General features: G+C 46.8%; 30 protein-coding genes. 8 read left to right on the top strand and 22 right to left on the bottom strand.

The window, feature by feature from the left end; all coding sequences use genetic code 11:
• From ACN0VA_RS10310 to ACN0VA_RS10380, 15 genes are all read right to left on the bottom strand, one after another.
• The gene (locus ACN0VA_RS10310; RefSeq protein WP_417821067.1) at positions 1-636 is read right to left on the bottom strand and encodes a protein-L-isoaspartate(D-aspartate) O-methyltransferase; all 636 of its coding nucleotides are present in this window, start codon (positions 634-636) and stop codon (positions 1-3) included.
• Positions 633-1,403: a 5'/3'-nucleotidase SurE gene (gene surE, locus ACN0VA_RS10315; protein WP_417821068.1), complete on the bottom strand. Its 771-nt coding sequence runs from the start codon at positions 1,401-1,403 to the stop codon at positions 633-635. Before surE ends, ACN0VA_RS10310 begins: the two co-directional genes overlap by 4 nt.
• A complete protein-coding gene (serS, locus tag ACN0VA_RS10320; RefSeq protein WP_417821069.1) occupies positions 1,400-2,677 on the bottom strand; it encodes a serine--tRNA ligase in 1,278 nt (425 codons plus the stop codon). The genes surE and serS overlap by 4 nt, the downstream gene beginning before the upstream one ends.
• 12 nt (positions 2,678-2,689) lie before the next feature.
• Complete coding sequence (gene tatC / locus ACN0VA_RS10325) at positions 2,690-3,511, bottom strand: twin-arginine translocase subunit TatC (RefSeq protein WP_417821070.1); 822 nt, start codon at positions 3,509-3,511, stop codon at positions 2,690-2,692.
• 11 nt (positions 3,512-3,522) lie between these two features.
• Positions 3,523-3,918: a Sec-independent protein translocase protein TatB gene (gene tatB, locus ACN0VA_RS10330; RefSeq protein WP_417821071.1), complete on the bottom strand. Its 396-nt coding sequence runs from the start codon at positions 3,916-3,918 to the stop codon at positions 3,523-3,525.
• A gap of 33 nt (positions 3,919-3,951) precedes the next feature.
• On the bottom strand, positions 3,952-4,179 hold the full coding sequence (gene tatA / locus ACN0VA_RS10335) for a twin-arginine translocase TatA/TatE family subunit (protein ID WP_417821072.1): 228 nt from the start codon (positions 4,177-4,179) through the stop codon (positions 3,952-3,954).
• Between the two features lie 94 nt (positions 4,180-4,273).
• Entirely contained in the window at positions 4,274-5,329 is a 1,056-nt protein-coding gene (locus tag ACN0VA_RS10340; RefSeq protein ID WP_417821073.1) for an ABC transporter ATP-binding protein, read from the bottom strand.
• A gap of 12 nt (positions 5,330-5,341) precedes the next feature.
• Positions 5,342-7,000, bottom strand: a complete 1,659-nt coding sequence (locus ACN0VA_RS10345; protein ID WP_417821074.1) for an ABC transporter permease — start codon at positions 6,998-7,000, stop codon at positions 5,342-5,344.
• 109 nt (positions 7,001-7,109) lie between these two features.
• Entirely contained in the window at positions 7,110-7,751 is a 642-nt protein-coding gene (scpB, locus tag ACN0VA_RS10350; protein ID WP_417821075.1) for an SMC-Scp complex subunit ScpB, read from the bottom strand.
• Positions 7,752-8,549, bottom strand: a complete 798-nt coding sequence (locus ACN0VA_RS10355; RefSeq protein WP_417821076.1) for a segregation and condensation protein A — start codon at positions 8,547-8,549, stop codon at positions 7,752-7,754.
• Between the two features lie 6 nt (positions 8,550-8,555).
• Positions 8,556-9,248 carry a site-2 protease family protein gene (locus tag ACN0VA_RS10360; RefSeq protein ID WP_417821077.1) on the bottom strand — a complete coding sequence of 231 codons (693 nt, stop codon included), beginning with the start codon at positions 9,246-9,248 and terminating at the stop codon, positions 8,556-8,558.
• A gap of 1 nt (position 9,249) precedes the next feature.
• Positions 9,250-10,287 carry a beta-N-acetylhexosaminidase gene (gene nagZ / locus ACN0VA_RS10365; RefSeq protein ID WP_417821078.1) on the bottom strand — a complete coding sequence of 346 codons (1,038 nt, stop codon included), beginning with the start codon at positions 10,285-10,287 and terminating at the stop codon, positions 9,250-9,252.
• Positions 10,271-11,335 carry an SPOR domain-containing protein gene (locus ACN0VA_RS10370; RefSeq protein ID WP_417821079.1) on the bottom strand — a complete coding sequence of 355 codons (1,065 nt, stop codon included), beginning with the start codon at positions 11,333-11,335 and terminating at the stop codon, positions 10,271-10,273. The genes nagZ and ACN0VA_RS10370 overlap by 17 nt, the downstream gene beginning before the upstream one ends.
• Positions 11,335-13,086, bottom strand: a complete 1,752-nt coding sequence (gene argS / locus ACN0VA_RS10375) for an arginine--tRNA ligase (RefSeq protein ID WP_417821080.1) — start codon at positions 13,084-13,086, stop codon at positions 11,335-11,337. The genes ACN0VA_RS10370 and argS overlap by 1 nt, the downstream gene beginning before the upstream one ends.
• A complete protein-coding gene (locus ACN0VA_RS10380; RefSeq protein ID WP_188659910.1) occupies positions 13,083-14,273 on the bottom strand; it encodes a deoxyguanosinetriphosphate triphosphohydrolase in 1,191 nt (396 codons plus the stop codon). Before ACN0VA_RS10380 ends, argS begins: the two co-directional genes overlap by 4 nt.
• A gap of 104 nt (positions 14,274-14,377) precedes the next feature.
• On the opposite strand from ACN0VA_RS10380, the gene erpA reads away from it, so the two are divergent.
• The gene (erpA, locus tag ACN0VA_RS10385) at positions 14,378-14,710 is read left to right on the top strand and encodes an iron-sulfur cluster insertion protein ErpA (RefSeq protein ID WP_417821081.1); all 333 of its coding nucleotides are present in this window, start codon (positions 14,378-14,380) and stop codon (positions 14,708-14,710) included.
• Positions 14,711-14,717: 7 nt separating this feature from the next.
• Here the strand turns inward: erpA and ACN0VA_RS10390 are convergent, their stop codons facing one another.
• Complete coding sequence (locus tag ACN0VA_RS10390) at positions 14,718-15,593, bottom strand: LysR family transcriptional regulator (protein WP_417821082.1); 876 nt, start codon at positions 15,591-15,593, stop codon at positions 14,718-14,720.
• Between the two features lie 109 nt (positions 15,594-15,702).
• Between ACN0VA_RS10390 and ACN0VA_RS10395 the strand changes: the two genes are divergently transcribed.
• A complete protein-coding gene (locus tag ACN0VA_RS10395) occupies positions 15,703-16,470 on the top strand; it encodes an SDR family NAD(P)-dependent oxidoreductase (RefSeq protein WP_417821083.1) in 768 nt (255 codons plus the stop codon).
• A 6-nt stretch (positions 16,471-16,476) separates the two neighbouring features.
• On the opposite strand, the gene ACN0VA_RS10400 is transcribed toward ACN0VA_RS10395, so the two are convergent.
• Positions 16,477-17,163 carry a hypothetical protein gene (locus ACN0VA_RS10400; RefSeq protein WP_417821084.1) on the bottom strand — a complete coding sequence of 229 codons (687 nt, stop codon included), beginning with the start codon at positions 17,161-17,163 and terminating at the stop codon, positions 16,477-16,479.
• A 50-nt stretch (positions 17,164-17,213) separates the two neighbouring features.
• Between ACN0VA_RS10400 and xth the strand changes: the two genes are divergently transcribed.
• Together xth and ACN0VA_RS10410 are read left to right on the top strand one after the other, a co-directional pair.
• Positions 17,214-17,984 (top strand): exodeoxyribonuclease III, encoded by a 771-nt coding sequence (gene xth / locus ACN0VA_RS10405; RefSeq protein WP_417821085.1) that lies wholly within the window; start codon positions 17,214-17,216, stop codon positions 17,982-17,984.
• 4 nt (positions 17,985-17,988) lie between these two features.
• Positions 17,989-18,342, top strand: a complete 354-nt coding sequence (locus ACN0VA_RS10410) for a VOC family protein (protein ID WP_417821086.1) — start codon at positions 17,989-17,991, stop codon at positions 18,340-18,342.
• Here ACN0VA_RS10410 and ACN0VA_RS10415 read toward each other — a convergent pair.
• Positions 18,339-19,196 carry an ATP-binding protein gene (locus ACN0VA_RS10415; protein ID WP_417821087.1) on the bottom strand — a complete coding sequence of 286 codons (858 nt, stop codon included), beginning with the start codon at positions 19,194-19,196 and terminating at the stop codon, positions 18,339-18,341. The genes ACN0VA_RS10410 and ACN0VA_RS10415 overlap by 4 nt on opposite strands.
• Positions 19,197-19,330: 134 nt before the next feature.
• On the opposite strand from ACN0VA_RS10415, the gene yajC reads away from it, so the two are divergent.
• Genes yajC through ACN0VA_RS10435 form a run of 4 tightly spaced genes read left to right on the top strand, consistent with a single transcriptional unit; the run spans position 19,331 to position 22,668 of the window.
• A complete protein-coding gene (yajC, locus tag ACN0VA_RS10420; RefSeq protein ID WP_188659927.1) occupies positions 19,331-19,729 on the top strand; it encodes a preprotein translocase subunit YajC in 399 nt (132 codons plus the stop codon).
• 31 nt (positions 19,730-19,760) lie between these two features.
• On the top strand, positions 19,761-21,320 hold the full coding sequence (gene secD, locus ACN0VA_RS10425; protein ID WP_417821088.1) for a protein translocase subunit SecD: 1,560 nt from the start codon (positions 19,761-19,763) through the stop codon (positions 21,318-21,320).
• 14 nt (positions 21,321-21,334) lie between these two features.
• Positions 21,335-22,288, top strand: a complete 954-nt coding sequence (gene secF, locus ACN0VA_RS10430; RefSeq protein WP_417821089.1) for a protein translocase subunit SecF — start codon at positions 21,335-21,337, stop codon at positions 22,286-22,288.
• Complete coding sequence (locus ACN0VA_RS10435) at positions 22,288-22,668, top strand: Mth938-like domain-containing protein (RefSeq protein ID WP_417821090.1); 381 nt, start codon at positions 22,288-22,290, stop codon at positions 22,666-22,668. Before secF ends, ACN0VA_RS10435 begins: the two co-directional genes overlap by 1 nt.
• Positions 22,669-22,745: 77 nt before the next feature.
• Here the strand turns inward: ACN0VA_RS10435 and ACN0VA_RS10440 are convergent, their stop codons facing one another.
• The 4 genes from ACN0VA_RS10440 to ACN0VA_RS10455 form a co-directional block, all read right to left on the bottom strand.
• Positions 22,746-23,348: a superoxide dismutase gene (locus tag ACN0VA_RS10440; RefSeq protein WP_417821091.1), complete on the bottom strand. Its 603-nt coding sequence runs from the start codon at positions 23,346-23,348 to the stop codon at positions 22,746-22,748.
• Between the two features lie 98 nt (positions 23,349-23,446).
• The gene (locus ACN0VA_RS10445; protein ID WP_417821092.1) at positions 23,447-24,568 is read right to left on the bottom strand and encodes a hydroxysqualene dehydroxylase; all 1,122 of its coding nucleotides are present in this window, start codon (positions 24,566-24,568) and stop codon (positions 23,447-23,449) included.
• Positions 24,561-25,397: a squalene/phytoene synthase family protein gene (locus ACN0VA_RS10450; RefSeq protein WP_417821093.1), complete on the bottom strand. Its 837-nt coding sequence runs from the start codon at positions 25,395-25,397 to the stop codon at positions 24,561-24,563. Before ACN0VA_RS10450 ends, ACN0VA_RS10445 begins: the two co-directional genes overlap by 8 nt.
• Positions 25,394-26,116 (bottom strand): squalene/phytoene synthase family protein, encoded by a 723-nt coding sequence (locus ACN0VA_RS10455; protein WP_417821094.1) that lies wholly within the window; start codon positions 26,114-26,116, stop codon positions 25,394-25,396. The genes ACN0VA_RS10450 and ACN0VA_RS10455 overlap by 4 nt, the downstream gene beginning before the upstream one ends.
• Between the last annotated feature and the right edge of the window lie 14 nt (positions 26,117-26,130).

Genomic DNA, 26,130 nt, shown 5'->3' on the forward strand with positions numbered 1-26,130 from the left:
TTATTCTGGCAAACCGGGAAGAAGAGGGACAAAACGAACCTTTTCCAATTCTTCAACATCAAAACCATCTTCGGTACGCGTCACGCGGATAAGCCATTGTGCAGAGGTATCTTCCCCAATCGGTAAAACCATAACACCGCCAACAGATAACTGATCGGCAAGGGCAGGGGGAACATCTGCGGCCGCTGCGGTGACCATGATACGATCAAACGGGGCTTGTTTAGGCCAGCCTAACGTACCGTCCCCACAATGGGTTGTAATATTGGTTTGTCTAAAATCATGAAAACGTTTTTCTGCCTGTTCCAACAAAGGCTTAAAACGTTCAACTGTATAAAGACGTCGGCAAAGCTTTGCTAGAACCAAAGCCTGATAGCCGGATCCTGTGCCAATTTCCAGAACCTTCATACGGTCATTGAGCTGAAGTTTTTCCGTCATATAGGCAACGATATAAGGCTGACTGAGCGTTTGGTTATACCCAATCGGTAACGCAATATTGTCGTAAGCTTGATCTAGAAAGGTTGGCGCAACAAAACTTTCACGTGGAATTCGCTCCAGTGCGGCTAACACATTGGTATCGGTAATGCCTTGTCGGCGTAATTCCATGAGAAGGCGAATTTTCTGGGCTTCGATACTCATAACAGTTCCCCCTGTAAGTCCTTGAGTGTCGAATAATCTGTAAAATCAAGCGAGATCGGCGTTATTGAAATTTTACCGTGCGTGATCGCGTATAAATCCGTTCCTTCATGGAATGTCTGTTGAGAACGCAAAGCACCGACCCAAAAATATTCTTCTCCGCGCGGATCAATTCCTTTGGCCAGATCATCCCCGATTTTACGTCGGCCTTGTTGCGTAACCTCAATTCCTTGTACAGATTTTGCAACCACATCCGGGAAGTTTACATTCATCAATGTATTTTTCGGCCAACCGATCGCAGCCAGCTTTCGCAAGACATCTGGGCCATGCGTCTGGGCAGTTGCCCATTTAACCCGATCTGGATCAGCATAAAATTGTGACAAGGCGATTGCAGGCACCCCCAACAAGGTGGCTTCCATCGCCGCAGCAACTGTGCCTGAATAAGTGATATCTTCACCCAAGTTTCCGCCACGGTTCACACCGGAAAGAACCAAATCGGGCGGGTTATCTTTCATAATTTCATTCAAAGCCAACAAAACACTGTCGGTCGGCGTCCCATCCACGCTGAAACGTCGATCTGAATGTTTATGAATACGCAAAGGGCGGCGAAGGGTGAGGGAATGTCCAGTTGCGCTTTGTTCCGTTTCCGGCGCAACCACCCAGACCTCTTTCGCTACCTCTTTGGCAATATGTTCCAGTACCTTCAAGCCCGGTGCATGGATACCGTCATCATTTGATATCAAAATTCGGGCTTGGGACAGGTCGATCATTTGTTTGGCTCGATAACCTCAAGGCCACCCATGTAGGGACGCAAAACCTCAGGCACAATGACGCTGCCATCAGCTTGTTGATAGTTTTCAAGAACGGCAACCAAACACCGCCCGACCGCCAGGCCGGACCCGTTTAAGGTATGCACAAACTGCGGCTTTTTCTCGCCTTCCGCGCGGTAACGGGCCTTCATGCGCCGCGCCTGAAAATCCCCTGTTGTGGAACAGGATGAAATTTCACGATAGCGGTCCTGACCCGGCAACCAAACTTCGATGTCATAGGTGCGTCGCGCGCTAAAGCCCATATCGCCTGTACAAAGCGTAATGACGCGATAGGGCAGTTTTAAACCTTGTAAAACCGCTTCGGCGCAACCTGTCATGCGTTCCAGTTCCGCATCCGATTCTTCTGGTTTGGTGACACAAACCATCTCAACCTTGCTAAACTGATGCTGACGGATCATACCGCGTGTATCCTTACCCGCGGAACCCGCTTCGGAACGGAAACACCATGTCATAGCCGTATAACGACGCGGCAGATAATCTTCAGAGAGAATTTCACCAGCGACAATATTTGTCAGCGGAACTTCGGCCGTGGGGATCATCCAAAACCCTTCTTCGGTACGAAACAGGTCTTCGGAAAATTTAGGCAATTGCCCTGTACCATAAAGGGCAGCATCTTTCACCAAGGCAGGCGGGTTTACTTCGGTAAAGCCGTGTTGCATGGTGTGTAGGTCAAGCATGTATGAGGCCAAAGCGCGTTCCATGCGGGCAAGGGCACCGGAGAGCAAAACGAACCGGGCACCGGACAATTTGGCAGCGGTTTCAAAATCCATCTGCCCAAGCTTTTCACCAATATCGAAATGCTCTTTAACTTCAAAATCAAAAGACGGAACGTCGCCCCATTTGCGAATTTCAACGTTATCGTCTTCATCCTTACCATCCGGTACATCAGCGTAAGGCAAATTCGGCAAGGACATGAGTGCATTTTCAAGCTCGGCTTCTTTGGCTTTGGCCTGTTCTTCCAGCTCAGCTTGCAAATTTTTGGATTGCGAGACCTTTTCCATAATATCGGAAGCATCGCGGCCTTCACGTTTGGCAAGTCCAATTTCCTTGGAAAGCTTGTTACGTTCTGCCTGAACGTCTTGGGCGCGCGTTAAAATATCACGGCGTTCGGTATCAAGCGCAATCAGACGTTCTGCCTGTGCCTCTTGCCCACGTCGTGCCAGCCCTGTATCGAATTGATCAGGGTTATCTCGTATCCATTTAATATCGAACATAGCTACAAAGCCTTAAGTCATATTGAAGTCTGTTTCTTCGAATTCATCGTCATTTTCTTCATCTTCGATGTCGCCGCGTTTCTTTTCTACGCTACGCACCGAAATGATAGAGATTTCATACAAAAACAGAATGGGAATTGCCAGCCCTACTTGTGAAATAATATCGGGCGGTGTCATAACGGCTGCGGCGATAAAGGTCACGACAACGGCATATTTGCGTTTTGCGGCAAGACCACGTGATGTAGCAACCCCAATCCGCGCGAGTAAAGTCAAAACCAGTGGCAGTTGGAAACTGATACCAAAGGCAAAAATCAATTTCATAACGAGGGCCAGATACTCGTTTACTTTGGCTTCCAACTGAATGGGCAAGGTACCATCCGTGCCTAAAGTCTCAAAGCTGAGGAAAAATTTCCAGGCCAATGGCATAATGAAATAGTAGACCAGTGCACCGCCAAGTGCGAACAAGATAGGCGATAAAACCAGATAAGGTGCAAGAGCCGCTTTCTCATTTTTATAAAGACCCGGTGCCAAAAATTTCCAAAATTGTGTAGCAATAACGGGAAAGGCAAGAAACAGGGCTGCAAAGAAAGAAACCTTGATTTGGGTGAAAAAGGCTTCATGCAGCGCCGTATAGATCATCCGGCGATTGCCGCCAAGTTCTGAAAGAATAGCTGCCAGTGGATGAACCAGAAATCCGTAAATTTCGTTTGCAAAATAATAACAACCCAAAAAAGCGACGAACAGAGCGGCAACCGCTACAGTCAGGCGGTTTTTCAGTTCAATCAGATGCTCCATTAAAGGCATCGTATTTTCAGCGGCTTGAGGTTCTTGCACGGCCTAACTCGTTATTTCTTTTCTGATTGATCCGATACTGCTTCCTTTTTTGGGGCAGCAACTTGTTCGTCTTGCGACGGGGATGGCTCTTTCATAGAATTATTGAAAGCGGCCGCCTCTTTCGAAAGGTCCATTCCTTTTTCAATTGATCCATCTGAGTCAATCGCCTTGGCAACTTGGCTTTTCACGTCGAAATTACGGGCGGATTGAATGGATTTCTTGACCTCCTCCAATTCCGTATCCCGGATCATATCATCGACGTTATTTTGAAATTCACGCATCATATGCTTGGCTTTTCCGATCATCTTGGCCATTGCGCGCATTGCTTTGGGCAAATCACGTGGGCCGATGATGAGAACAGCAAGAATCACAATGGTGACAATTTCCGTCCAACCGATATCAAACATCGATTCTATCCAGATTCAGGGAAAGGGAAGGGCTTAAGAGACGTCTTTTTTCTCGGAAGACGCCGGAACTTCCGCTTCTTCTTTGCTAGAGATCGCAGCTTGGTCGTCTGCTTTGGCTTCTTCTTCGCCTTCTTTCAGGCCGGATTTGAAGTTTTTGACGCCTTTTGCAACATCGCCCATAACTTTAGGCAATTTGCCTGCGCCGAAAATGATCAAAACAATGACAAGGACAAGGACAACTTGCCAAACACCAATACCCATGCGAGGTCTCCAAGATTTTAGTTATACAATTGTTGACAAGCATATAAGCAGAAAGATGGAAGCCCGGCAATGCTAAAGGCACAATTTTTTACATTTAACAGGCGCGAAATACAAAGGCGCGTGCAGGGTCCATTGTTGCGACAATATTCTGATCTACGATAGGTTTAAGCTGACTATCAATACGTGCATGCAAATGTGTGCAAGCTCCTGTTTCATCTTTTACACAGAGATGGAGCAAGCTGTCTCGTCCCAAGTAGCGGGCGGCTTCAATTTTTGTTGTATGAAAGTGCTGATCAACATCGCTTCTGGGTCGGACAATCACGTTCTCCGGTCGAATGAGGACATCAACGATTTCACCTTCCTTAAAGCCGGATGTTTTTACATTGCCTAAAATAGTCTGGGCGGTGCTCTCTTTGATAATCCCTTTAATGATATTGATCTCCCCAAAGAAGGAGGCTGCAAAATGGTCAATCGGATTTGTATAAAGTTCGTGCGGCGCCCCGTCCTGAATAATGGAACCACCCTTCATCAAGACAATACGGTCCGCCATAAACATGGCTTCTTCCGGATCATGGGTAACCATCACGGCTGCGACATTTGTTGATTTTAAAACATGTAGGGTTTCATCACGTATATCAGCACGTAGGCCTGAATCAAGACCGGAAAAAGGTTCATCCAACAACATAATCCCCGGCTTTGGGGCCAAGGCACGCGCAAGCGCGACACGTTGTTGTTGCCCCCCTGATAATGTATGGGGTAGGGCAGAGGCGTATTTATCCATACGCACCTGTTTTAAAACTTCGAGAACACGTTCTTCAGTTTCTTCCTTACGATATCCTTTGAGGCCAAAGGCAACATTTTGAAAAATATTCAAATGCGGAAAAAGTGCAAAATCCTGAAAAAGAAAACCGATGTGACGTTTTTCCGGCGGTAAGACTTTCGTGCCATCGGTTACGATTTTATCGCCGAGCATAACCCGACCACTTAACGGGCTTTCCAAACCTGCACAAACACGCAAGGTTGATGTCTTGCCACATCCACTGGGACCAAGCAAACAGACAAATTCACCGGCTTTCACATGGAGGCTGAGATTATCCAGAACGCAAAAACCATCAAAAGAAAGTCTTATATCTTCAAGCTTTAAAACCATATTCGTTCTGTCCTAATTTTCTTGACCCGGGCGTGATTTCGCAATCGTACGACTGATCATAATCACCGGAATAATACCAACAAGTACCATTGCAAGCGCCGCACTGGAAGCTTCGGCCAATTGTTCGTCACTTGCGAGTTCGAATGTACGAACGGCCAGCGTTGTAAAATTGAACGGGCGCATAATCATTGTTGCCGGAAGTTCTTTAATGACATCGACAAAGACCAAAATCCCGGCACTGAACATACTGGCGCGAATAAGCGGGAGATGCACTTTTTTAAGGGTTTCTGACGGATTGTGTCCAAGCGTACGTGATGCGCAATCCATATTTTGTGTAATTTTACCCAATCCTGCTTCAATGCCATTAAAGGAAACAGACAAAAACCGGACAATATAGGCAAAAACAACGGCAACGATTGTTCCAGACAAAAGCAATCCGGTCGAAAACCCCAGATGTTCGCGCGCCCAACTATCAACCAGATTATCGGTCCAGGCAAACGGCAGCATAATGCCAACCGCCAAAACAGACCCCGGCACGGCATAGCCAATAGACGCGGCACGCACACCGAATTTGGTAAAAAATGACGGGCGAAGTCTGGCGCCATAGGCCATTAAAACAGCCAAGAAGACGGCAAGCAAAGCCGCGACACAGGCAAGAATGAAACTGTTAAAGGCAAATTCGACAAATTGCAGGTTCATCCACCATTCGGTTGTTTGAAAAGCCCAGTTTAACAAGATGCCTGCGGGCAGTAAAAAACCCAATAAAACAGGGAAAAAACAAACCAGAATGCAAATGACCTGTTTCGGGAACGACATTTCCAACTTGCTTAATGCCCGATACCGCACGGTGGTATGATGATAAGCCGCCTTACCGCGTGAATAACGCTCAAGGGCGATTAAGCTGACAATAAAAATAAGGAGACATGCACCCAATTGTGCTGCTGCTGCCGGTTCTCCCATGCCAAACCACGTTCGGTATATGCCCGTGGTAAAGGTATCGACCGCAAAGAAATGAACGGTACCAAAATCGTTCAAGGTTTCCATCAAGGCAAGGGCGCTCCCTGCCGCAATTGCGGGACGTGCCAAGGGAAAGGCAACGTCTTTAAAAGCTTGCCAAGGGGTGCGCCCAAGGGTGCGGCTGACTTCCAGTACACAAATGGATTGTTCAAGGAATGCGGCGCGCGACAACATATAGACATAGGGATAAAGCACCAATGTAAACATGGTCATCGCCCCCCAAACAGAACGGATTTCAGGGAACCAGTAATCCCGCCGCGAAGTCCAGCCGAAAATCTCGCGCAAAACAGTCTGTATAGGACCAGCAAAATCCGTAAGCCCGGTATAGGTATAGGCAATCACATAAGCCGGAACCGCCAAGGGCAGCAAGAGCGCCCATTCAAACACCTTTTGTCCCGGGAAACGGCACATGGTCACAATCCATGCGCACCCCGTACCGACCACAAGCGTACCTGTGCCCACACCAATCAATAAAAGAACGGAATTATAGATATAGTTCCCAAGCACCGTGTCGGCCAAATGTGACCAGATTTCACCAGTGGGGACAAAGACATAGGAAACAACAATGAAAACAGGTGAGGCAATAATCAGCGCGGTTATAACGGTGAAAATAGTCCAGCCGTTAAAGAGATTTTGCAATCCGTATTGTTTCATGGCCACGCGTTTTTATTTGTAGGGTTGTTGTTTTTGAAAATGACTTGCAATAACAAATATACAAAAGAAGTTGATCCGTCCAGCAGAAATACTGGCAATTTTTCTGTGATTATTCTTCTGCAAGCGGTTCGATCAATTCGGTATCGTCTTCCGGTTGATCTGGATGGTCAAACGGCAGTTCCATCTCTCCGCGCACTGTATAGGCATTGATGGCGGGACGGGCATCCAACAGACCGGCTGATTTCAATTCTTCTATCCCCGGCAAATCTTCGACCCGTTCCAATCCGAATTGATCAAGGAAATCAATCGTGGTGCCCCATGTCATGGGCCGGCCCGGTGTCCGTCTGCGTCCACGTGGTTTGATCCAATCGGCTTCAAACAAGACATCTAGCGTCCCTTTTGAAAGGGAAACACCACGAATTTCTTCAATCTCAGCACGCGTAACGGGTTGATGATAGGCGATAATGGCTAAGGTTTCGATAGCAGCGCGCGATAAAGTTTTTACGTTTTCGCGATATTCGCTTAATTTTTCCGCCAAATCCGGTGCTGTGCGAAACGCCCATGCATTGCCGCGTCGAACCAGATTGACCCCTTTATTTACATATTCTTCCTGAAGGGTTTTCAGCATGGCTTTCAGGTCAATTTCATCTTCAAAATAATTGGAAAGCTTGCGTTCGCCCAGTGGTTCCTTGGTTGCGAAAAGAACGGCTTCCAAAAGGCGGAGGTTTTCTGTGAACTGTTCGTCGCTCATTTACTTGATCTCCATATCCGGGCTTTGGATATAAATCGGGCCGAAGGTATCGGATTGTCTGATTTTTACTTTACCATCGCGCGCCATTTCCAAGGCAGCAGCAAAGGTGGACGCAATTGCGGACCGGGTATGAAGACTGTTTTTCAAATCCTTGGGCAAGAAATGAATTAACGTCGTCCATTCCGGTATTTTACCAAGGAAAGATCGTAACCGTTCAATTGCCATGTCCATAGAATAAAGATCTGTAGGTTCAATATGAAGAGTTTGATCCACATGCTTGTTCATCTGATCGCCATAAGCCTTCATCAAATCATATAACGTAACATCGTAGGTCACGTCATCAAGCTTGCCGAAATTTTCAGGTTCGCCGCGGCGAAAAATCGTGAGGTTTAAAGCGTTGCGTTCCAGCAACGTCTGCCCGGCATTACGCATAGCTTCCAATCGTTGCAATTGAAAGGCGAGGGCGGCAGCCATTTCTTCGGCGCTTGGTTCTTCTTCACTGGCTTGTGCCGGGATCAACAGGCGGCTTTTCAGGTAAGCCAACCACGCCGCCATAACAAGATAATCCGCCGCCAGTTCCAAGTTTTGCCGACGAGCTTCCGCCACCCACAACAAATATTGATCGGCCAGTTCCAGAATGGACAGATGGATCAAATCAACCTTTTGATCGCGGGCCAATTCCAACAGGATATCCAGTGGCCCTTCAAACCCATCCAGATCAATAATCAACGACGATTTTTTACGTTTTGGGCGTAGGTCGTCGTCTTCATGCTGGTCAAGATCAATGAGATTGGCCATCACGTTTTACCCCGCGATACCGACCATATAGGCAATTCCGTAAGTAATATAATCAGCAGGAACTTTAACCAACCACCAAAAAATATTTAAGTTTAAGCCGACAATACTTCCTAAATAGGGTACTAAAAAAATCATACCCAACAGTATGAACATGCCATAACGTTCAAGGCTTGCCAAACGCATGGCAAGAGGGCGTGGTAACAGACCAACCGCAATACGCCCCCCATCAAGCGGAGGTAAAGGCATTAGATTAAAAACGCATAATATCACATTGATATATAAAGAATTTTTAAGATTGTGCCCTAGCCAGTTTGCGACATCGGGAGGCATTAAGGGTAAGGTATAAAATAACAAGGCGGAGATAATTGCAATGAGGATATTTGCCCCCGGACCCGCCGCCGCAACCAGTACCATATCGCGCCGGATATTGGAAAAATTGCGCATATTAACCGGGACTGGCTTGGCATAGCCAAACATCATTTTTCCGCCGGACAGCAACAGCATCAACCCCGGCATCAAAAGCGTGCCGAACGGATCAACATGTTTAATGGGATTGAATGTGACGCGCCCCATCATGTAGGCCGTATGATCGCCAAGACGCCAAGCCACCCAGCCATGTGCGGCTTCATGTAAGGTCACGGCAATGATGATCGGAATGATCCAGACTGAAATCATAAAACCGATGTTGGCAAAATCCATATTACAAGACCAATTCCATCAGGGTGTTAAAACGGTGTTCGGCCTGGTCGAAATCAATCTCTTCCAGATTTTCCCGGCACATTTTCCAGCCTTCTTCCAGACGATCATCGGTTTGATCATTAATGGGTCGCAAACCTTCGGCAACCGCCAGCATTTCGTTGCGTTCCCCGTTACAGTGGAGGACAAGGTCACATCCGGCTTCCAAGGCGCTTTCCGCCCGATTTGTAAAATCACCTTCCAGTGCATGCATGGAAAGATCATCAGAAATCAAAATACCGTTAAAACCAATTTGGCGGCGAATAACATCTTCGATCAGGCGGGGCGACATAGTTGCCGGTGCATAAGGATCAATATCGCTGTAGACGATATGTGCTGTCATCGCCCAAGGCATATCCGCCAGATCAATAAAGGGGCGGAAATCGACACTTTCCAGAATATCAAGGGTGGTATCGACAACGGGCAAAGCCTTATGGCTGTCCACAGTTGCGCGCCCATGACCTGGTATATGTTTTATAATAGGCAACACCCCGCCCGCCATGAAGCCACGACAGGCCGCCCGGCCCAAAACAGCGGCCATTTCCGGGTGTGTGGAATAAGCCCGATCACTGATAATCGGATCGGCATCTTCTGTTGGAATATCCAGTACAGGAGCACAATCCACGTTAATACCAAGGTCCATCAATTCAGAGGCAAACAGGCGTGCGTTCAAGTGTGTCGCTTCCAATCCCATTTCCAGATTAAAAGCCGCCAGTTCACCGATCTTGGCCGCTGTCGGGGCTGCACGCCAATGCGGTGGTTTTAAGCGAGCAACTCGTCCGCCTTCCTGATCAATCAGGATTGGTACATCCGGGTGTGACACACAACTTCGTAAATCATCACAAAGTTCACGCACCTGATAGGGGTTATCAATATTGCGGGCAAAAAGAATAAAACCAAGCGGATTTACATCGCGAAAGAAATCACGTTCCCAGTCATTCAGTTCCAATCCCTCACAGCCAAAGATGACGGCATTTGGATTGTCATTATCGTACTTTGACAATGAAGCACCCCACTTTACGTTTTTTCAGTTGCGTACATAAAGACTTCGCTTTATCCGCAGTTTGAACCGGTCCCAAGCGCAAACGGTAATAAATGCCTTTTTCAGGCCCTAAATCCGCCTTGACGATATGGACGGGAAGATCACCGATGATATCGGTGTTTTTGGCTTTGATCTTATCCCAAGTGGATTGCACGCCACTTTCGCTTTTCGACGACAGCAATTGCAGAATATACCCGGCCTGATCCAGAGACTTTATCTCACTTGGAATAGTTTTCGGTTTTTCTTCTACCTTTGCCATTGCCGTTTTTGGGGCTGTGGCTGTTGTCGGCTGTTCTACTTGTGTTTCAGGTTTTTCTTCGCCAAGGGCTTCGGCAATTTTTGCATTCAGGTCTTCTTTGTCCTGTTGCGTCGGCGCGTTCTGTGGCGCATCAACCTGTTCATCACCAGGTGTTGCGACGTCATCGATCCCGCGTTTCACCAACGCACGTGGTGAATTGGGATCTTCGATTTGGACAGGGGCTGGCGCAGGTTCAGATATATTTTTCGCCAAATCTTCTGACGGCACCTCGGGTAAAGCCGGTGTCGCCGTTTCTGATGGTGTTGCTTGCTCTGTTGTATCCGTTGCAGCGACATCTTCATTTGGCGTGAGTGGCGTTTCCATTTCGGGCAGGGGGATACTTTGAACAGGCTTATCCAAAGGCTGTTCTGCCCGTGGTAACAAACGTTCCAGCTTGGGTTCCGTATTATCACCGGCCACACGATCATAGACCGTCTTGTCACGGTTGGGGACAGCCATCCCGCCGGGATCATCCGGTTTTTCCTTGGTCGGGCTGTCCATCGCGCGCACAAGCGGCACGTCGTCTTGGTTTTGCACCCCGGTTCCTACGAAATACCAGGCACCACCTGCCAAACCGGCAATGACCGTGGCAGCGACCAGCAGCTTTACAGCTTTACCGCCGCCGCCTTCGTTTGACGAAACGGGCTTGTAATCATAGGCATCCGAAGACGGGTCCATTAAATCGTCGTCGAAATCATCCCTATGCGGCATTAACGCAACTCCTCACGTGGTTCAACACCCAAAATCAACAAACCGGACGCAATTACCAAAGAAACCGCCTTTAACAAAGCAAGACGCGCTTTGGTCAATTCCAGATTATCGGCATGCAGGAAACGCAAACTGACGTCTCCGGTGCCCTTGTTCCAAAGGGAATGGAACTCGGACGCCAAATCGTACAGGTAATAAGTAATACGATGTGGCTCATGGCTTTCGGCTGCGGCTTCAATCAAGCGCGGCCATTCAGCCATTAATCTCATTAAAGTTAGCTCAGATTCATCATTTAACAAGGACAAATCGGCTTTCGCCAAGGCGGTTTCCGACCGGTCCAGTTCAGCAAATTCTTCATCGGCCTTACGGAACACAGAATGACAGCGCGCGTGCGCATACTGAACATAAAAAACCGGGTTGTCTTTGGATTGTTCGGTAACTTTGGCGAAATCAAATTCCAGTTGCGCGTCATTTTTACGTGTCAACATGATAAAGCGCACAACATCTTTACCCACTTTATCGATGACTTCGCGCAATGTAATGAATGTACCGGCCCGCTTGGACATTTTAACAGGTTCGCCATTGTCCATCAGGTTCACCATTTGGGCAAGCTTGACGTCGAGTTCCGCTTTTCCTTCGGACATGGCTTTAACAGCCGCTTTCATCCGTTTTACATACCCGCCGTGATCTGCACCCAAGACATCGATCAATTGATCTGAACCACGCTGAAATTTATCAAAGTGGTAAGCGATGTCGGAGGCAAAATAAGTCCCGGAACCATCGGATTTTTTAAGCGGGCGATCAACATCGTCGCCAAATTCGGATGCCTTAAACAGCAATTGCGGACGCGGTTCCCAATCTTCGGGCTTTTTGCCCTTTGGTGGTTCAAGTACGCCAGTATAGATCAAGCCACGTTCTTCCAGATAAGCGAGTGCCTTATCAACACCGCCATTTTCAACCAATTCTTTTTCGGAAGAAAAGACGTCATGCGTCACACCGAGAATAGCTAAGTCTTCGCGGATTAAATCCATCATGGCCTTGATTGAAAAGGCTTTAATCTCGTCCAGATAATCAGATTCTTCGGCATTCAGCCATTTGTCGCCAAATGTTTCTTTGAGTTTTTCACCGACCGGAACCAGATAATCACCGGGGTATAGGCCTTCAGGGATTTCAATCGTTTCACCGAAAGCTTCGCGGTAACGCAAATAAGCAGAACGGGCCAAGACATCAACTTGCGCCCCGGCATCGTTGATATAATATTCCTTGGTGACTTTATAACCTGCCTTGGACAATAACAAGGCGAGGGCATCACCAACCACAGCCCCACGACCATGTCCGACATGCATCGGACCGGTCGGGTTTGCAGAAACGTATTCCACGTTGACGGTTTGACCGCTTCCGATATCGGAATTCCCCCAATCGGTGCCTGCTGCAAGTACGTCACATAATTTTGCATGCCAAAATTCTTGCGCCAGACGGATATTGATAAAACCGGGGCCGGCAACATCAACAGTGGTGACGTGATCAATTTTGGCAATTTCCACCGCCAGCAGCTCTGCCAAGTCACGCGGTTTCATTTTGGCCTGCTTGCACAGAACCATTGCGGCATTGGTGGCAACATCACCGTGCGAGGCATCACGCGGTGGTTCACACGTCAGGCGGGATGGGTCCATGCCGTCGGGCAATTTGCCTTCAGCAGATAATTTTTCAACGATAGAAGAAATTTCGGAATGAAATGCTTTAAAAAAATTCATGAGTTTCTGGCCTGTACGTCAAATAAACGGGCATGTTCATCCAACGCGTAACGATCTGTAATTCCGGCAATATAATCGGCAACGACCTTTGCGGTGCGTTCCGACGGCTTGCCATCGGTGAGTTTGTACCATTCAGTCGGTAAACAGTTAGGTTCTGCCATAAACAAGGTGAACAAGTTTTGTACCACCCGGCGGGCCTTGCTGGTCATCCGATTGATTTTGTAATGACGATAAACGTTTTCAAACATAAAGGCCTTCAATTCCCGATCACATTTTTGAATGCGTTCGGAAAAAGACGCAATCGGTCCATTCGAATGACGGATATCATCAATATCTTTTGGTGAGGCATCTTTAATGCGCTGTTGCGTTTCCTGCAAGAGATCGTTGACCATATCGCCAATTAGTCTGCGAACAGCCTCGTAAATCAGGCGAGATTCATCCAAACCGGGGTATTGTTTGGCAACTTGTGCAAATGTTTCACCCACAACAGGAATATCACTTAAGTCGTCGATTCGAATAATTTCAGCGCGCAAGGCATCGTCAATATCGTGATTGTTATAGGCGATATCATCGGAAAGGGCGGCGATTTGAGCCTCCAGACTGGAATAGTTTTCCAAATCCAGATCCATAACATTTTCGTTATAGTCCAGTATCGCCTGCGGGACCGGCTTGGGATTTAAAACTTTAGAGCCCAACAAGGGACCGTTATGTTTGACAACACCTTCCACACATTCCCACGTCAGGTTCAGCCCGTCAAATTCGGCGTAGCGTTGCTCCAGTTCACTGACAACACGAAGCGATTGCGCATTATGGTCAAACCCGCCATAAGGCGCGAGGGCCTCGTCCAAGGCATCTTCCCCCGCATGTCCAAAAGGGGGATGGCCAAGATCATGGGCAAGGGCAAGCGATTCCGCCAATTCCTGATTTAAGTTGAGGTAACGACATGCTGTTCGGGCGATTTGCGCGACCTCAAGAGAATGCGTCAATCGCGTTCGGAAAAAATCGCCTTCATGGTTGACGAAAACCTGCGTTTTATACTGCAAACGACGAAAGGCCGCAGAATGAATAATGCGGTCCCGATCACGTTGGTGACAGCTTCGTGTCGCGCTTTCCGGTTCAGGAAAACAGCGGCCTTTGCTTTGTTCTGGCAGGCTGGCAAATGGGGCAAGTGAAATATGTTGGTTCATGGAAAGAAAGGTAACCTCGCGGGCCTTGATATGCAATGGGTTTGACAAATGCAAAAGATAGATTACATAAAAGGCTAAAGATATTTTACAGGACGGAGTTCGATATGACTGCACAAGTTGGTTTGACACAAAGCGCAAACGAGCAAGTTAAAAAACTGATTGCGCAGGAAGGTAATCCAGACCTTAAGCTTCGAATTATGATTACCAGCGGCGGCTGTTCAGGCTTTTCCTACAACTTCAGCCTTGATGACCAAGTCAAAGCCGATGATCAAGTCTTCAACTTTGATGATGTCGATGTCTTGGTGGATGAGGCCTCCTTACCGTTTGTAGAAGGCGCGCAGCTCGATTATGTGACAGATTTAATGGGGTCCAGTTTTCAAATGACCAACCCGAACGCAACATCGGAGTGCGGTTGTGGATCGTCTTTCTCGGTTTAAACCGTAATTACAAAGCGAATATACGTTTCAATTTTTTGTGCAAGCGCTGTTTCACCTGTGAAATGGCGCTATTGTGCGTTGTCTGTTCATGTGACACCAGCCAGTTTTCAAAAACAAGATCGGGCAGGGGGCGTTGCAGGGACTCTAGCCCTTCCATTTCTCCGGTAAAAGTCGGGAGAATTGCAAACCCTTTCCCGCGTCGGGCTGCATTTAAAATCAAAAGCGAATGATCGACTTGAAGATTTGGCGAGGTCACGCCTAGATTTTTGGCTAACCAACGCCTTGATGGCATCTGTGACATAGAACTGTGATACCCCACCCACGGGCAAGCCTGCCAGTTTTCCTGCATAATTTCCTGATGAAACCGTTTCTTTAATTCTGATGTTCCATAAATTCCAAAATGGTTTCCCCCCAAGGATTGCACCCGTAAGTTCCCCTTATCCGGGCGTTGGTTGCGAAGGGCTATGTCGGCTTCACCTTTTTCTAGATTAACAAAATTTACGGACGTCAAAAGGGCAATATGGACACCGGGTAAACCGGCGATCACTTCATCCAGATTATCGGATAAGGCCAAACCAACAAGTGGGGAACAGGCGACACGCACTGTTTGGGACTTTTGCATCAGAGATTGAGCCGCAAGTTGAAAGGCATCGGCATTGCGTGTCATATCAAACGCCATATCAAACAAAACTTTGCCTTTTTCAGATAAAACCAGCCCTTTGTCACTGCGTTCAAATAAAGATACCCCTAGGGTTTCCTGAAAGTGATACATGCGACGGCTCACTGTCGGTTGGGAAATATCCAAGACTTGTGCAGCTTTTGAGAAACTGCCCAATTCCCCGACCTTCTGAAAAATTTGAATATCATCCCAATCAAGTTTCAATGACTATTCCTCTATTTATTTTTGAATAATAACTATACAGAAACATTTATTTTTAATGATAGCTAAAATTGACACACTCTTCCTATCCATTCAACAAAGGAGAGTATCAATGTCAAACTTAAACGGTAAAACAGCCCTCGTAACCGGTTCCAGTCGAGGAGTGGGAAAAGAAATCGCACTCCGGTTGGCAGAAGCAGGTGCCAACTTGATTGTTTGTTATCGCACAAATCAGGCGGAAGCCGCGAAAGTGGTGGCTGAAATTAAGGCGATGGGACGTTCTGCGACCGCCTTACAAGTGGATTTAAACGGGACACATGATCTTGAACGTTTTGTGGGAGAAGTGAACAAAACCGTTCAGGAAATATCTATGACCGCGAAACTTGACATCTTGATCAACAATGCAGGCGTTGAACGCAAGGCACCGATTGGGGAAATCGCAGAAGAAGATTTCGATTTTGTCTTTAATACAAATGTCAAAAGTGTCTTTTTCCTGACACAGGCCTTGCTTCCCACATTGGCTGATGGCGGACGTGTTTTAATGATCGGTTCTGGGTTAACCCGTTTTTCCTTACCGCCATATATTACCTATGCGGCGACAAAAGCTGCTGTCACGTCGTTGGCAACCTATATGGCAAAAACCTTGGGGCATCGCCAGATTACAGTAAATACATTAGCCCCGGGTGCATTACATACCGATTTCAACAAATCGTTCTTTGAACAAAACCCGGATGTCATTGATTTAATCAGCCAAAATACAGCACTTGGTCGCGTAGGCGAGGTGGATGATGTGGGTAAGGTTGCCGTCTTTCTCTGTAGTGACGCAGCAAAATGGATTACAGGTCAACGTATTGAAGTTTCCGGTGGTATGTGGCTTTAATCTGGATTACCAGTTTGAACACATTGCTTGTTCGCGGCGATAATTGGCTTTTGTATCAATGCGCGCATTCTTGCGACTAATAGCGGATGACATTCGTTTAAAAAGCGGCCTGATCTGGGCATCCAGCAGGTCGCGCAACTTTTGGCTCGCCGCGTTTGGGGAACGTAAATAGACCGGACCTATGCGTGGTGCTTTTTTACGAATGGCACTTTCAATTGAATTCGCATGTCGATAAAGCGTATCGCGAAATATCTGCACGTGGATATTTTCATGATTTAAGATTGATTCATATTCACAAGACCCTTGTGGGTATTTTGAACTGATATAAACGTTGATATTTCGATACCCGATAAAAAGCTTTGCTGATTTAATAACGGCGCAATAACGGTCCCGACCAAGCTGATAAATTTGGGTGCGCAATTCAAGATTATAGTTTTCATCGGCAACCGTCAGGCCGTTGGGCACCCAAAGCGGTCCCATCTGGCGACGCACCTTGTTTTTTATTCTTGATAATTGCGCAGGATTAAAGCCGTTTTGATAGCGCAGATTTCCCATAGAGGTTTCCATGTAAATCTCGACACTTCGACCATCTTCGGGGCAGGTGGGCCAACCGTTTTTGGCCCATGCTTCTTGCCCTGTAAGACACAGCAACAACCCGGCAAAAAAAAGGAAAAGGAATACTGGAAACTTCATAAGGACAGTATATGTTATGGAGGACTGTTGGCTCAATGGAGAAATGACCTGTGAAAATCGCAACATGGAACGTAAACGGGATTAATGCACGCACAGAACACTTGTTGCGCTGGTTAAAAGATTTTAATCCCGATGTCGCGCTTTTACAGGAATTAAAAACACCGGGCGATGCTGTTCCTGCATTGGAGTTGAAAGAGCTTGGCTATCATATTGAATATGTTGGGCAAAAATCTTTCAATGGTGTTGCTGTATTATCAAAATCACCGATTGAGGTTGTTTTGCGCGCTTTACCCGGAAATGATGACGATGAACAAGCACGCTATCTGGAAGTTGATACAGGCGACGTGCGTGTGGCCTCCATTTACTTTCCCAACGGTAATCCGGTCGACTCGGAAAAATTTGATTACAAACTGAATTTCATGGAACGTGTTATCGAACGCACAAAAGACTTATTAAGTCAGGAAATTCCCTTTGTTTTGGGCGGAGACTACAATGTCGCCCCCGATAATGGCGATGTGTACGACATTCAAAAAATGGCAAATGATGCCATCTGTCGTGAAGAAGGACGCCGCCTATATCGTCAGCACCTTCACCTTGGATTAACCAATGCCTTTAAACTTTATCATCCTGAACCGGGTCAATTTTCATGGTGGGATTATCGCGCAGGCGGCTGGACTAAAGATCATGGTGTTCTGATTGATCACCTGTTGTTATCCCCGCGTGCGGCGGACCTGTTGAGCAATGCCGGTATTGATAAAACGCCACGCGGTTGGGAAAAAGCATCAGACCACACGCCGGTTTGGTGTGAATTGGAGATTTAAGTAGATGACGCTTTGTCCCCCAAAAGATAAGACAATCAATTACATTGAATTTCTCGTGCAGGATATTTCGCAATCAAAGAAATTTTACGGTGATGTTTTCGGCTGGACCTTTACTGATTATGGGCCGGATTATTGTGAATTTAATGATGGCCATATGACGGGTGGGTTTGCCCACGGCACACCGGTTTCCGGTGGGCCTTTAGTTGTGCTTTATGGCTCGGACCTGAATGCGATGCAAAAGTCCATAACAGCCGCAGGTGGGGAAATCAGCAAAGAGATTTTCGATTTCCCCGGTGGTCGACGTTTTCAGTTTAAGGACTTAGACGGATATGAACTCGCCGTTTGGTCTGAGACTTAGGAAAGTTTTTTCCCCAATCGTCCGGCCAAATCCTGAATATATTGCCATGCGACACGCCCGGACCTTGATCCACGCGTGACTGTCCATTCGATGGCCTCTGCTTTCCAGTCTTCCTCGGATATATCCAATTTATATTGTTCGATATATCCGGCAATTGCTGCGAAATAGGTGTTTTGATCCATATTGTGAAAACCAAGCCACATGCCGAAACGATCAGACAGGGAAACTTTTTCCTCAACCGTTTCTGCAGGGTTGATGGCTGTTGAACGTTCATTTTCGATCATATCGCGCGGCATTAAATGGCGACGGTTTGATGTGGCATAAAAAATGACATTCTCCGGTCGGCCTTCGATTCCACCTTCAAGAACCGCTTTCAGCGATTTGTAAGATGTATCATCACCATCAAAAGACAAATCATCGCAATAAACCAGACAACGTCGATCCGTTTGTTTCAACACTTTCAATAAGTCCGGCAGACTTGAAAGGTCTTCGCGGTGAATTTCAACAATCAACAAGCTATGTGCTTTTTGCGCATTAATATAGGCATGGACCGCCTTAACGATAGAGCTTTTCCCCGTCCCGCGCGCGCCCCATAACAAGGCATTGTTTGCCGAATATCCATTGGCAAATTGCTGTGTGTTTTGAAGAAGTAATTTCTTTTGTAATTCAATACCTTGCAGCATATCAAGCGGCACATGATTAACCTGATGAATGGCATGTAAAGCACAGGTTTCAGGATGCCATACAAAGGCATCCGCATGATCAAGATCGTTGTTTGCAACAGGCTTGGGGGATTGGCGTTCCAGTGCATCTGCAATTCGCAAAAGAACGGAAAGGATTTGTTGCTCGCTCATATTACTCTCATATAGGTGAAAAAAGTCTCTGAAAGCTAAGGATTCATATAGAAAATGTAAACACCGCATTGTATAGTCCCGGCCAAGTTTGGGGAATACCCAACGAGATTTCTGTTTCAACCAAGGAGTTTTCAATGCTCATTTCTCCGGCTTATGCTCAAGCTGCTGGTGGTGCCGGTGGCGGCATCGAGGCCTTTTTGCCGCTTATCCTGATCTTCATCGTCTTTTACTTCTTGATGATCCGTCCGCAGCAAAAACGTGCGAAAGAACATAAAGCCATGTTGGAAGCCGTTCGTCGCGGCGACAACATTGTGACTAACGGCGGTATTTTGGGTAAAGTGACGAAAGTCGAAAACGATACCGAGCTGTCTGTCGAAATCGCCAAAGACATCGTTGTTAAAGTGCGCCGCGATATGATCGCGCACGTCACAAGCAAGACAGAGCCCGCAAAAGGTGAAGACGCCGACAAGGGTGAAGAAAAAACCGAACAGGCCGGTGGTTTGAAAAAACTCTTCGGCGGTAAAAAAGACTAATCACGAACGTTAATGGAAGGGACCTTATATCATGGTCTACTTCGCCAAATGGAAAATTGCCGTCGTGGTCGCTGTTTGCTTGTTGGGCGTGGCATTTGCTGCGCCCAACCTGCTTGACCGCAGCACGACGGAAAATCTACCGGGTTGGCTCCCCAATCAACAGATCAGTCTAGGACTTGACTTACGCGGTGGTTCACACCTTCTTTTGGAAGTTGAAGCCCAGACCGTTATCAATGAACGGCTGGAATCTATTGTCGATTCTATTCGTCAAACGCTGCGCAGCGAACGTATTCGCTATACCGGGCTCGGCATTCGGGATTCTCAAGTTAGCGTCCACATTAAAAAGCCGGATCAGGTTGAACAAGCCTATGATTTGCTTCGTAAAATCGATGCGGGTACTGAGACCGTTAATGAAAATGGTAAAATCAGTATTACCATGACGGAAGATGCCGTTTTGAAAGCAAAACGCTCTGCGGTCGAACAATCAATCGAAATTGTCCGTCGCCGGATTGACGAAACCGGTACAAAAGAACCTAATATTCAACGCCAAGGTGACGATCGTATCCTGATCCAGTTACCGGGTATTGATAACCCTGAAGATGTTAAACGCCTGTTGGGTAAAACCGCAAAAATGACCTTTCATCTGGTCAATCATACGGTGACACCGGAAGATATTCTGGCAGGACGCATTCCCCCGGGAACAATTGCTTTGCCGGATGCGGAAAATGAAAGCGCCAAAATCGCCGTTCGCCGTAAAGTCGAAGTCAGTGGCGATATGCTGATTGACAGTCAACCGACATTTCAAGATGCTCAGCCCGTTGTTTCCTTTACATTCAATGCGTTAGGTGGAAAGAAATTCGGGCAGGTCACATCTAAAAACGTCAATCGCCGCCTTGCAATTGTTTTGGATGGCAAAGTCATCAGTGCACCGAATATTCAAGGTCCGATCTTGGGTGGCAGCGGTATCATTACCGGACGTTTCAGCGTTCAGGAAGCCAATGATCTGTCGCTTTTGTTACGTGCGGGCGCCTTGCCGGCTCCGTTGGTCATTCTTGAAGAACGGACCGTTGGTCCGGGCTTGGGTGCTGATTCTATTGAAGCGGGTAAAGTTGCCTCCGTCATCGGTTTGTTGGGGGTTATCATCTTTATGGTTGCCAGCTACGGACGTTTTGGGATCTATGCGGATATTGCATTGATGTTTAATATTATTCTCATCGGTGCATCCCTTTCTGTTTTGCAAGCGACCTTGACCTTGCCTGGTATTGCCGGGATTGTCCTGACCATCGGTATGGCTGTTGATGCCAACGTTTTGATTTTCGAACGTATTCGTGAAGAAACGCGTAACGGGCTTGGCCCGATTGCGGCGATTGATTCCGGGTATAAGCGGGCGATTAAAACCATTGTCGATGCGAACGTCACCACATTGATTGCAGCTGTCTTGCTTTATCAATTTGGTTCTGGTCCGGTGCGCGGTTTTGCTGTGACATTGGCCATCGGTATCCTGACATCCATGTTTACGGCGATTATGTTGACCCGTTTGCAGGTTGTCGTGTGGTTACGTCGTACCAAACCCAAAACACTTGAACTGTAGAGGAGGGATTACACATGCGTCGTTTGCATATGATCCCGACAGGGACAAAAATCGACTTCATCGGCAAGAAAATTGCTTTCTTTGCCTTTTCGTTCTGTTTGATCATTGCCTCTATCGGTATTTTTGGTACCAATGGCTTGAATTATGGTATCGACTTCAAAGGCGGTATCATGATGGAGGTTCGTTCCAATAGTGGCCCGGCAGATGTCGGGGCTTTGCGGACTCAGCTTTCAAAACTCGGCTTGGGTGAAATTTCCATCCAGGAATTTGGGGAGCCTGAAGAAGTGCTCATCCGAATTCAACGCCAAGATGGGGACGAAAAAGCACAACAGGTCGCCGTAGAAGCCGTTAAGTCAGAATTAAAAGATACGGTTGAATACCGCCGAACAGAGTTCGTTGGCCCGAAGGTTTCCGAAGAACTCTTCATGGACGGTGTCATGGCTGTTACACTGGCAATCGGTGCGATTTTGGTTTACATCTGGTTCCGTTTCGAATGGCAATTCGGGATGGGGGCCGTTGTTGCCTTGATCCATGACGTTATTTCGACTATCGGTATCTTTGCCCTGTTGGGGATGGAATTTAATCTTTCCACTGTTGCCGCTGTTCTGACAATTGCCGGTTATTCCATTAACGATACGGTGGTTGTTTATGACCGCGTGCGTGAAAACCTGCGCAAATATAAAAAGATGGATTTGGCAGAACTGTTGAACATGTCTGTCAACGAAACATTGACCCGTACAGTCATGACATCTGTGACCACGTTAGTCGCCTTGCTTGCCCTTTATATTTTGGGTGGTGAGGTCATTCGCGGTTTCAGTTTTGCCATGATCTGGGGCATTTTGATCGGGACATACTCATCTATCTGTCTTGCTGTTCCGATTTTGACTTACTTCGTACTTCGTCGCAGTGATGATGAAGATGAAGAAGATAGCGAAATCGAAAAAGTCGAAGGCGAGGGGGCTGTTTAATGTCTTTGGACATCACCCCTCTTGTCACCGATAACCGGTTAATGATCGTATCCTATGGCGATGGTCGTTTCGATGTAAACGGCCATATCGTCGCGGGATCAATTTTGCTGTATGAAGGCCGGGTGGATCCGTGGGATGTAACAGAGCCGTCCGATATTACGTTGGACAGCTTGCAACCGCTTCTCGATCATGCTGAAAATTACGATATTTTGCTGGTTGGTTGCGGGGAGACCTCCAAGATGCCGCCCAAAGGCTTGCGTGAAGCGGTCAAAGAGAAAGGCCTCATACTGGAATGGATGAATTCCGGTGCAGCGGCCCGAACATTTTGCGCTCTTCAAATTGAAGATCGCAGGACATTGGCTGCTATAATCGCGGTTTAAGGTATTAAATACAGACGTAAAAAAGGCCCGGCATGATTAAATGCCGGGCCTTTTTATTTGATCATATTGATCTGCGATTATGCGTTTGCCAATTGTTCAGCTACAAAATCCCAGTTGACCAATTCGTTGAGGAAAGTTTCAACGTATTTCGGGCGCAGGTTTTGGTAATCAAGATAATAGGCGTGTTCCCAAACATCACATGTCAAAAGCGCGGTTTGACCATGTGCCACCGGTGTGTCTGCACCGATTGTTTTGGTGATTTTCAGTTCGCCATTTTCAACGACCAGCCAACCCCAGCCAGAACCGAAAGCGGTGATACAAGCTTGGGAAAATTCTTCTTTGAATTTATCGAAGGAACCGAAAGCCGCATCAATTTTTGCAGCCAGTTCACCACTCGGTGCGCCGCCGCCGTTCGGCTTCATACAGTTCCAATAAAATGTGTGGTTCCAGACTTGAGCCGCGTTGTTGAATACGCCAGCCTTAGACGCATCGCCAGCAGCATCTTTGATAACGGCTTCGAGGTCAGCTTGTGAAGAACCAGCAGCATCACCCAACAGGTTGTTAAGGTTCACAACATAGGTATTGTGGTGCTTGCCGTAGTGGAAGCTCAAAGTGTTAGCGGAGATATGTGGCTCGAGTGCGTCTTGAGCATAAGGCAGGGCAGGAAGTTCGAATGCCATTTGTTGACCTCTTCTGAGTTTGGTAAATTTGAATACTTCTAAAAAATAGGCAGAATGATTGTAAAAATGAAGGCTTTTATGAAAAAAGATATAAAAAATTATCTTTTATTATCAATTGCCCCTTTTACAGCCCATTTGCCTGACCTAATTGCGCTTTCAATGGTAGCTGGAAGTCCGGTATCAATCCAGTCACCAGCAAGAAAAATATTTGCAATATGTGTTTTGGTTTGAGGGCGACGGGTTGCAAAATCCATATTTTGTGCAGGTGTTGCATGTTTTTCGCCAACAAGTCGACACGGTGGCATCTGACAATCATCAAGCCCCAAAAGTGGACGAACTTCCATCCAAATTTGTTTTGAAATTTCAGACGATTCGAATTTTTGATTACTGATGGTTACACAGGCATGCCGACCTTTGGCATAAAGCCATTGGCTTCGTGTCCCGATCAGGCCGACAAAACATTCTTCCACATCCGAATCTAGATCGAAATGAAAATTGCTGATTGGGTTGCATGTAATCGCTGAAAAATCAAAAGGAGAGGTAATCTGTGCATAAGCCTGAGGCGGCAAGGCCAGAATAACCCGATCTGTTTTTTTTAGGGTGATTTGCTCGTCTTTGAAAACAAGTTGATTTTCATCCACGTTGGTTAGTCTTTTTCCAAACCTGATATCAAACTGATCCAAGAGGGGGCGTACAAATGTATCTTCAAGTGTGTTTTGGCAAAAATAAGGGATCAAGGCACTTGGCCCCTGTTTCAACATCTCAAAGAACATATTCTTTCGCAGTTCCGCGGGAACGTCTTTGAGGTCCGTATTAAAAACAGCGAGAAAAAAAGGATCCCATAAGCGATCTTTTGCCGTTTTCCCCACAATATTTGTTGCATTTACCCCCGGAATACTCCCCTTTGCTACTTGCCAGACAAAGTGATTGGCTTTGACTTTCCAGCTTAAGTGACTTGCTGGTTCCGTGAAAGAATACGCCCCATTCCCAAAGGGAGAGAGCGTTTCACTCATGCCAATTTGGTTCAGATACGCAAAGGTCGCTTCATAGCCTTTTACGATTAAATGAGTCCCATTGTCATGGTTTCGGGCTTGACGAATGCGTCCGCCCGCTTTTTTTGTGGCTTCATATATCGTGCAAGAAACACCGTTTTTTCTGGCTTCAACCGCAGCACTTAATCCTGCTAAACCAGCCCCGACAATATGAAGATGCTTAACCATGACGCCTCAGGAATTCCATAACCAAAAATGCTTTTTCCGTCTTGCTTAGGCCCATACGCGGTGTAATTTGATGCCAGCCGCGACGCTGCATTTTTTTAAATATTTTTTGGTAAGCCTGCTTCATTAAAACAGCTGGTTTTAAGTTGGTGCTTCCTATTTGTCTCAGCAACTTTTCTGCATTTTTATAATGCAGTTCGGTTTTAACCGCGACATCGCTGAGAACCAGGTTAAGGTTCGGTGAGGCGATTCTCTCCACCTGATGTTTTTGCAGAGATTCCTTGGGTAAATACAAGCGCCCAACTTGATCGTCTTCAACCACATCGCGCAAGATATTGGTAAATTGCAGGGCGTATCCCAATTCCAGTGCAAAGTCCTGTGCCCCTTGGTCTGTCCGTCCAAAAATGGGAAGAGACAACAAGCCAACGCTGACAGCGACTTTGCGGCAATAATCATACAAAACATCCCACGACGGGGCATGGATTGGCCCCAGAACGTCGGCCTCCATTCCGTCAATGAGTTGATAAAACTCGTCTTTGGGGAGGGCGTATCGGTTTATAGCCTCGTACAAAATACGGGTGATAGCACAAGACGTTTTTCCCTCAATCAATTGGGTCACCTTTTTGCGCCATTCATTCAACTTCTTTAATTTTTCTTCACGCGGCTCATGGCAATCTGCAATATCGTCCAGCATGCGGCTATAGGCATAAATCGCAAAAAGATAACCGCGCCGATCCTTAGGCAAGGCTTTCATCCCCAACGCAAAGGAACTTTTGGCCTCGCACACAATATTTTCGACATATTCAAAATCGGCTGAGCTGGGACGTGTCATAAAGGGTAAAAACCTTTGTAGGCAATCAGAAATTTATCGAATGTACCGAGTTCAACCCGTCTTGCCAACGGATCCTGACGACGTAATCGACCTGCCAAAGCCACCGCACAAAGCAGGGTAACCTTGCATTGATAACGTAACCGTTTGTTTTTAATCTGGCTAGGTAGATTAAAGACAGGTTTCAACATTTCATCCACGTGATCCAGACAGGTGTTCAAAACATTCCGTAAAGGTAGGGCACAGCTTGGTTGTGAAAGTAGATTTTCGTAACTTTCACCTTCAGGCAAAAATTCCAGAGGAAGATAAATTCTGTTCATCTCTTGAAAATCTTTTTGACAATCTTGCAGGTGATTGAGAATTTGCAAAACGCTACACAGGGAATCGCTTAAATTTTCACTCCCACTTTCGCCATGAACATTCAATAAAAAACGACCAACCGGGTTGGCGGAATATTGGCAATAATCCAGTAAATCCTGCCAATCCTCATAGCGGTTTTGGCTCGCATCCTGATGAAAGGCAACCAAGAGATCGTTCAAAAAAGGATTGTCCCATTGATTTGGCAATTGTGCATGTTTTTCTTCCGGGCTGAGGGTCGGGGAGTCCGCGATATCATCCCAGCTCCGTGCCAATTGATAAAATTCCATAACCTGTTTGCGCACATTTGGGGCCAATAACAGGCTGGCAACCGGAAAATTTTCTTGATTTGCAGTTTTTGACACTTTGCCTTTTCCTT

Origin of the sequence: Terasakiella sp., assembly GCF_048267425.1 — a bacterium.
Taxonomy (GTDB): Bacteria; Pseudomonadota; Alphaproteobacteria; order Rhodospirillales; family Terasakiellaceae; genus Terasakiella.

Excerpts from the sequence above, each read along its gene's own strand:
- tatA (WP_417821072.1), bottom strand. The coding sequence starts at position 4,179 with ATGGGTATTGGTGTTTGGCAAGTTGTCCTTGTCCTTGTCATTGTTTTG.
- ACN0VA_RS10395 (WP_417821083.1), top strand. The coding sequence starts at position 15,703 with ATGTCAAACTTAAACGGTAAAACAGCCCTCGTAACCGGTTCCAGTCGA.
- argS (WP_417821080.1), bottom strand. The coding sequence starts at position 13,086 with ATGAATTTTTTTAAAGCATTTCATTCCGAAATTTCTTCTATCGTTGAA.
- ACN0VA_RS10410 (WP_417821086.1), top strand. The coding sequence starts at position 17,989 with ATGACGCTTTGTCCCCCAAAAGATAAGACAATCAATTACATTGAATTT.
- ACN0VA_RS10440 (WP_417821091.1), bottom strand. The coding sequence starts at position 23,348 with ATGGCATTCGAACTTCCTGCCCTGCCTTATGCTCAAGACGCACTCGAG.
- erpA (WP_417821081.1), top strand. The coding sequence starts at position 14,378 with ATGACTGCACAAGTTGGTTTGACACAAAGCGCAAACGAGCAAGTTAAA.
- ACN0VA_RS10370 (WP_417821079.1), bottom strand. The coding sequence starts at position 11,335 with ATGCCGCATAGGGATGATTTCGACGACGATTTAATGGACCCGTCTTCG.
- ACN0VA_RS10445 (WP_417821092.1), bottom strand. The coding sequence starts at position 24,568 with ATGGTTAAGCATCTTCATATTGTCGGGGCTGGTTTAGCAGGATTAAGT.
- ACN0VA_RS10435 (WP_417821090.1), top strand. The coding sequence starts at position 22,288 with ATGTCTTTGGACATCACCCCTCTTGTCACCGATAACCGGTTAATGATC.
- scpB (WP_417821075.1), bottom strand. The coding sequence starts at position 7,751 with ATGAGCGACGAACAGTTCACAGAAAACCTCCGCCTTTTGGAAGCCGTT.
- ACN0VA_RS10450 (WP_417821093.1), bottom strand. The coding sequence starts at position 25,397 with ATGACACGTCCCAGCTCAGCCGATTTTGAATATGTCGAAAATATTGTG.
- ACN0VA_RS10345 (WP_417821074.1), bottom strand. The coding sequence starts at position 7,000 with ATGAAACAATACGGATTGCAAAATCTCTTTAACGGCTGGACTATTTTC.
- tatB (WP_417821071.1), bottom strand. The coding sequence starts at position 3,918 with ATGTTTGATATCGGTTGGACGGAAATTGTCACCATTGTGATTCTTGCT.
- surE (WP_417821068.1), bottom strand. The coding sequence starts at position 1,403 with ATGATCGACCTGTCCCAAGCCCGAATTTTGATATCAAATGATGACGGT.
- ACN0VA_RS10360 (WP_417821077.1), bottom strand. The coding sequence starts at position 9,248 with ATGGATTTTGCCAACATCGGTTTTATGATTTCAGTCTGGATCATTCCG.
- ACN0VA_RS10400 (WP_417821084.1), bottom strand. The coding sequence starts at position 17,163 with ATGAAGTTTCCAGTATTCCTTTTCCTTTTTTTTGCCGGGTTGTTGCTG.
- ACN0VA_RS10310 (WP_417821067.1), bottom strand. The coding sequence starts at position 636 with ATGAGTATCGAAGCCCAGAAAATTCGCCTTCTCATGGAATTACGCCGA.
- ACN0VA_RS10355 (WP_417821076.1), bottom strand. The coding sequence starts at position 8,549 with ATGGCCAATCTCATTGATCTTGACCAGCATGAAGACGACGACCTACGC.
- ACN0VA_RS10380 (WP_188659910.1), bottom strand. The coding sequence starts at position 14,273 with ATGAACCAACATATTTCACTTGCCCCATTTGCCAGCCTGCCAGAACAA.
- yajC (WP_188659927.1), top strand. The coding sequence starts at position 19,331 with ATGCTCATTTCTCCGGCTTATGCTCAAGCTGCTGGTGGTGCCGGTGGC.
- ACN0VA_RS10340 (WP_417821073.1), bottom strand. The coding sequence starts at position 5,329 with ATGGTTTTAAAGCTTGAAGATATAAGACTTTCTTTTGATGGTTTTTGC.
- ACN0VA_RS10415 (WP_417821087.1), bottom strand. The coding sequence starts at position 19,196 with ATGAGCGAGCAACAAATCCTTTCCGTTCTTTTGCGAATTGCAGATGCA.
- secD (WP_417821088.1), top strand. The coding sequence starts at position 19,761 with ATGGTCTACTTCGCCAAATGGAAAATTGCCGTCGTGGTCGCTGTTTGC.
- serS (WP_417821069.1), bottom strand. The coding sequence starts at position 2,677 with ATGTTCGATATTAAATGGATACGAGATAACCCTGATCAATTCGATACA.
- secF (WP_417821089.1), top strand. The coding sequence starts at position 21,335 with ATGCGTCGTTTGCATATGATCCCGACAGGGACAAAAATCGACTTCATC.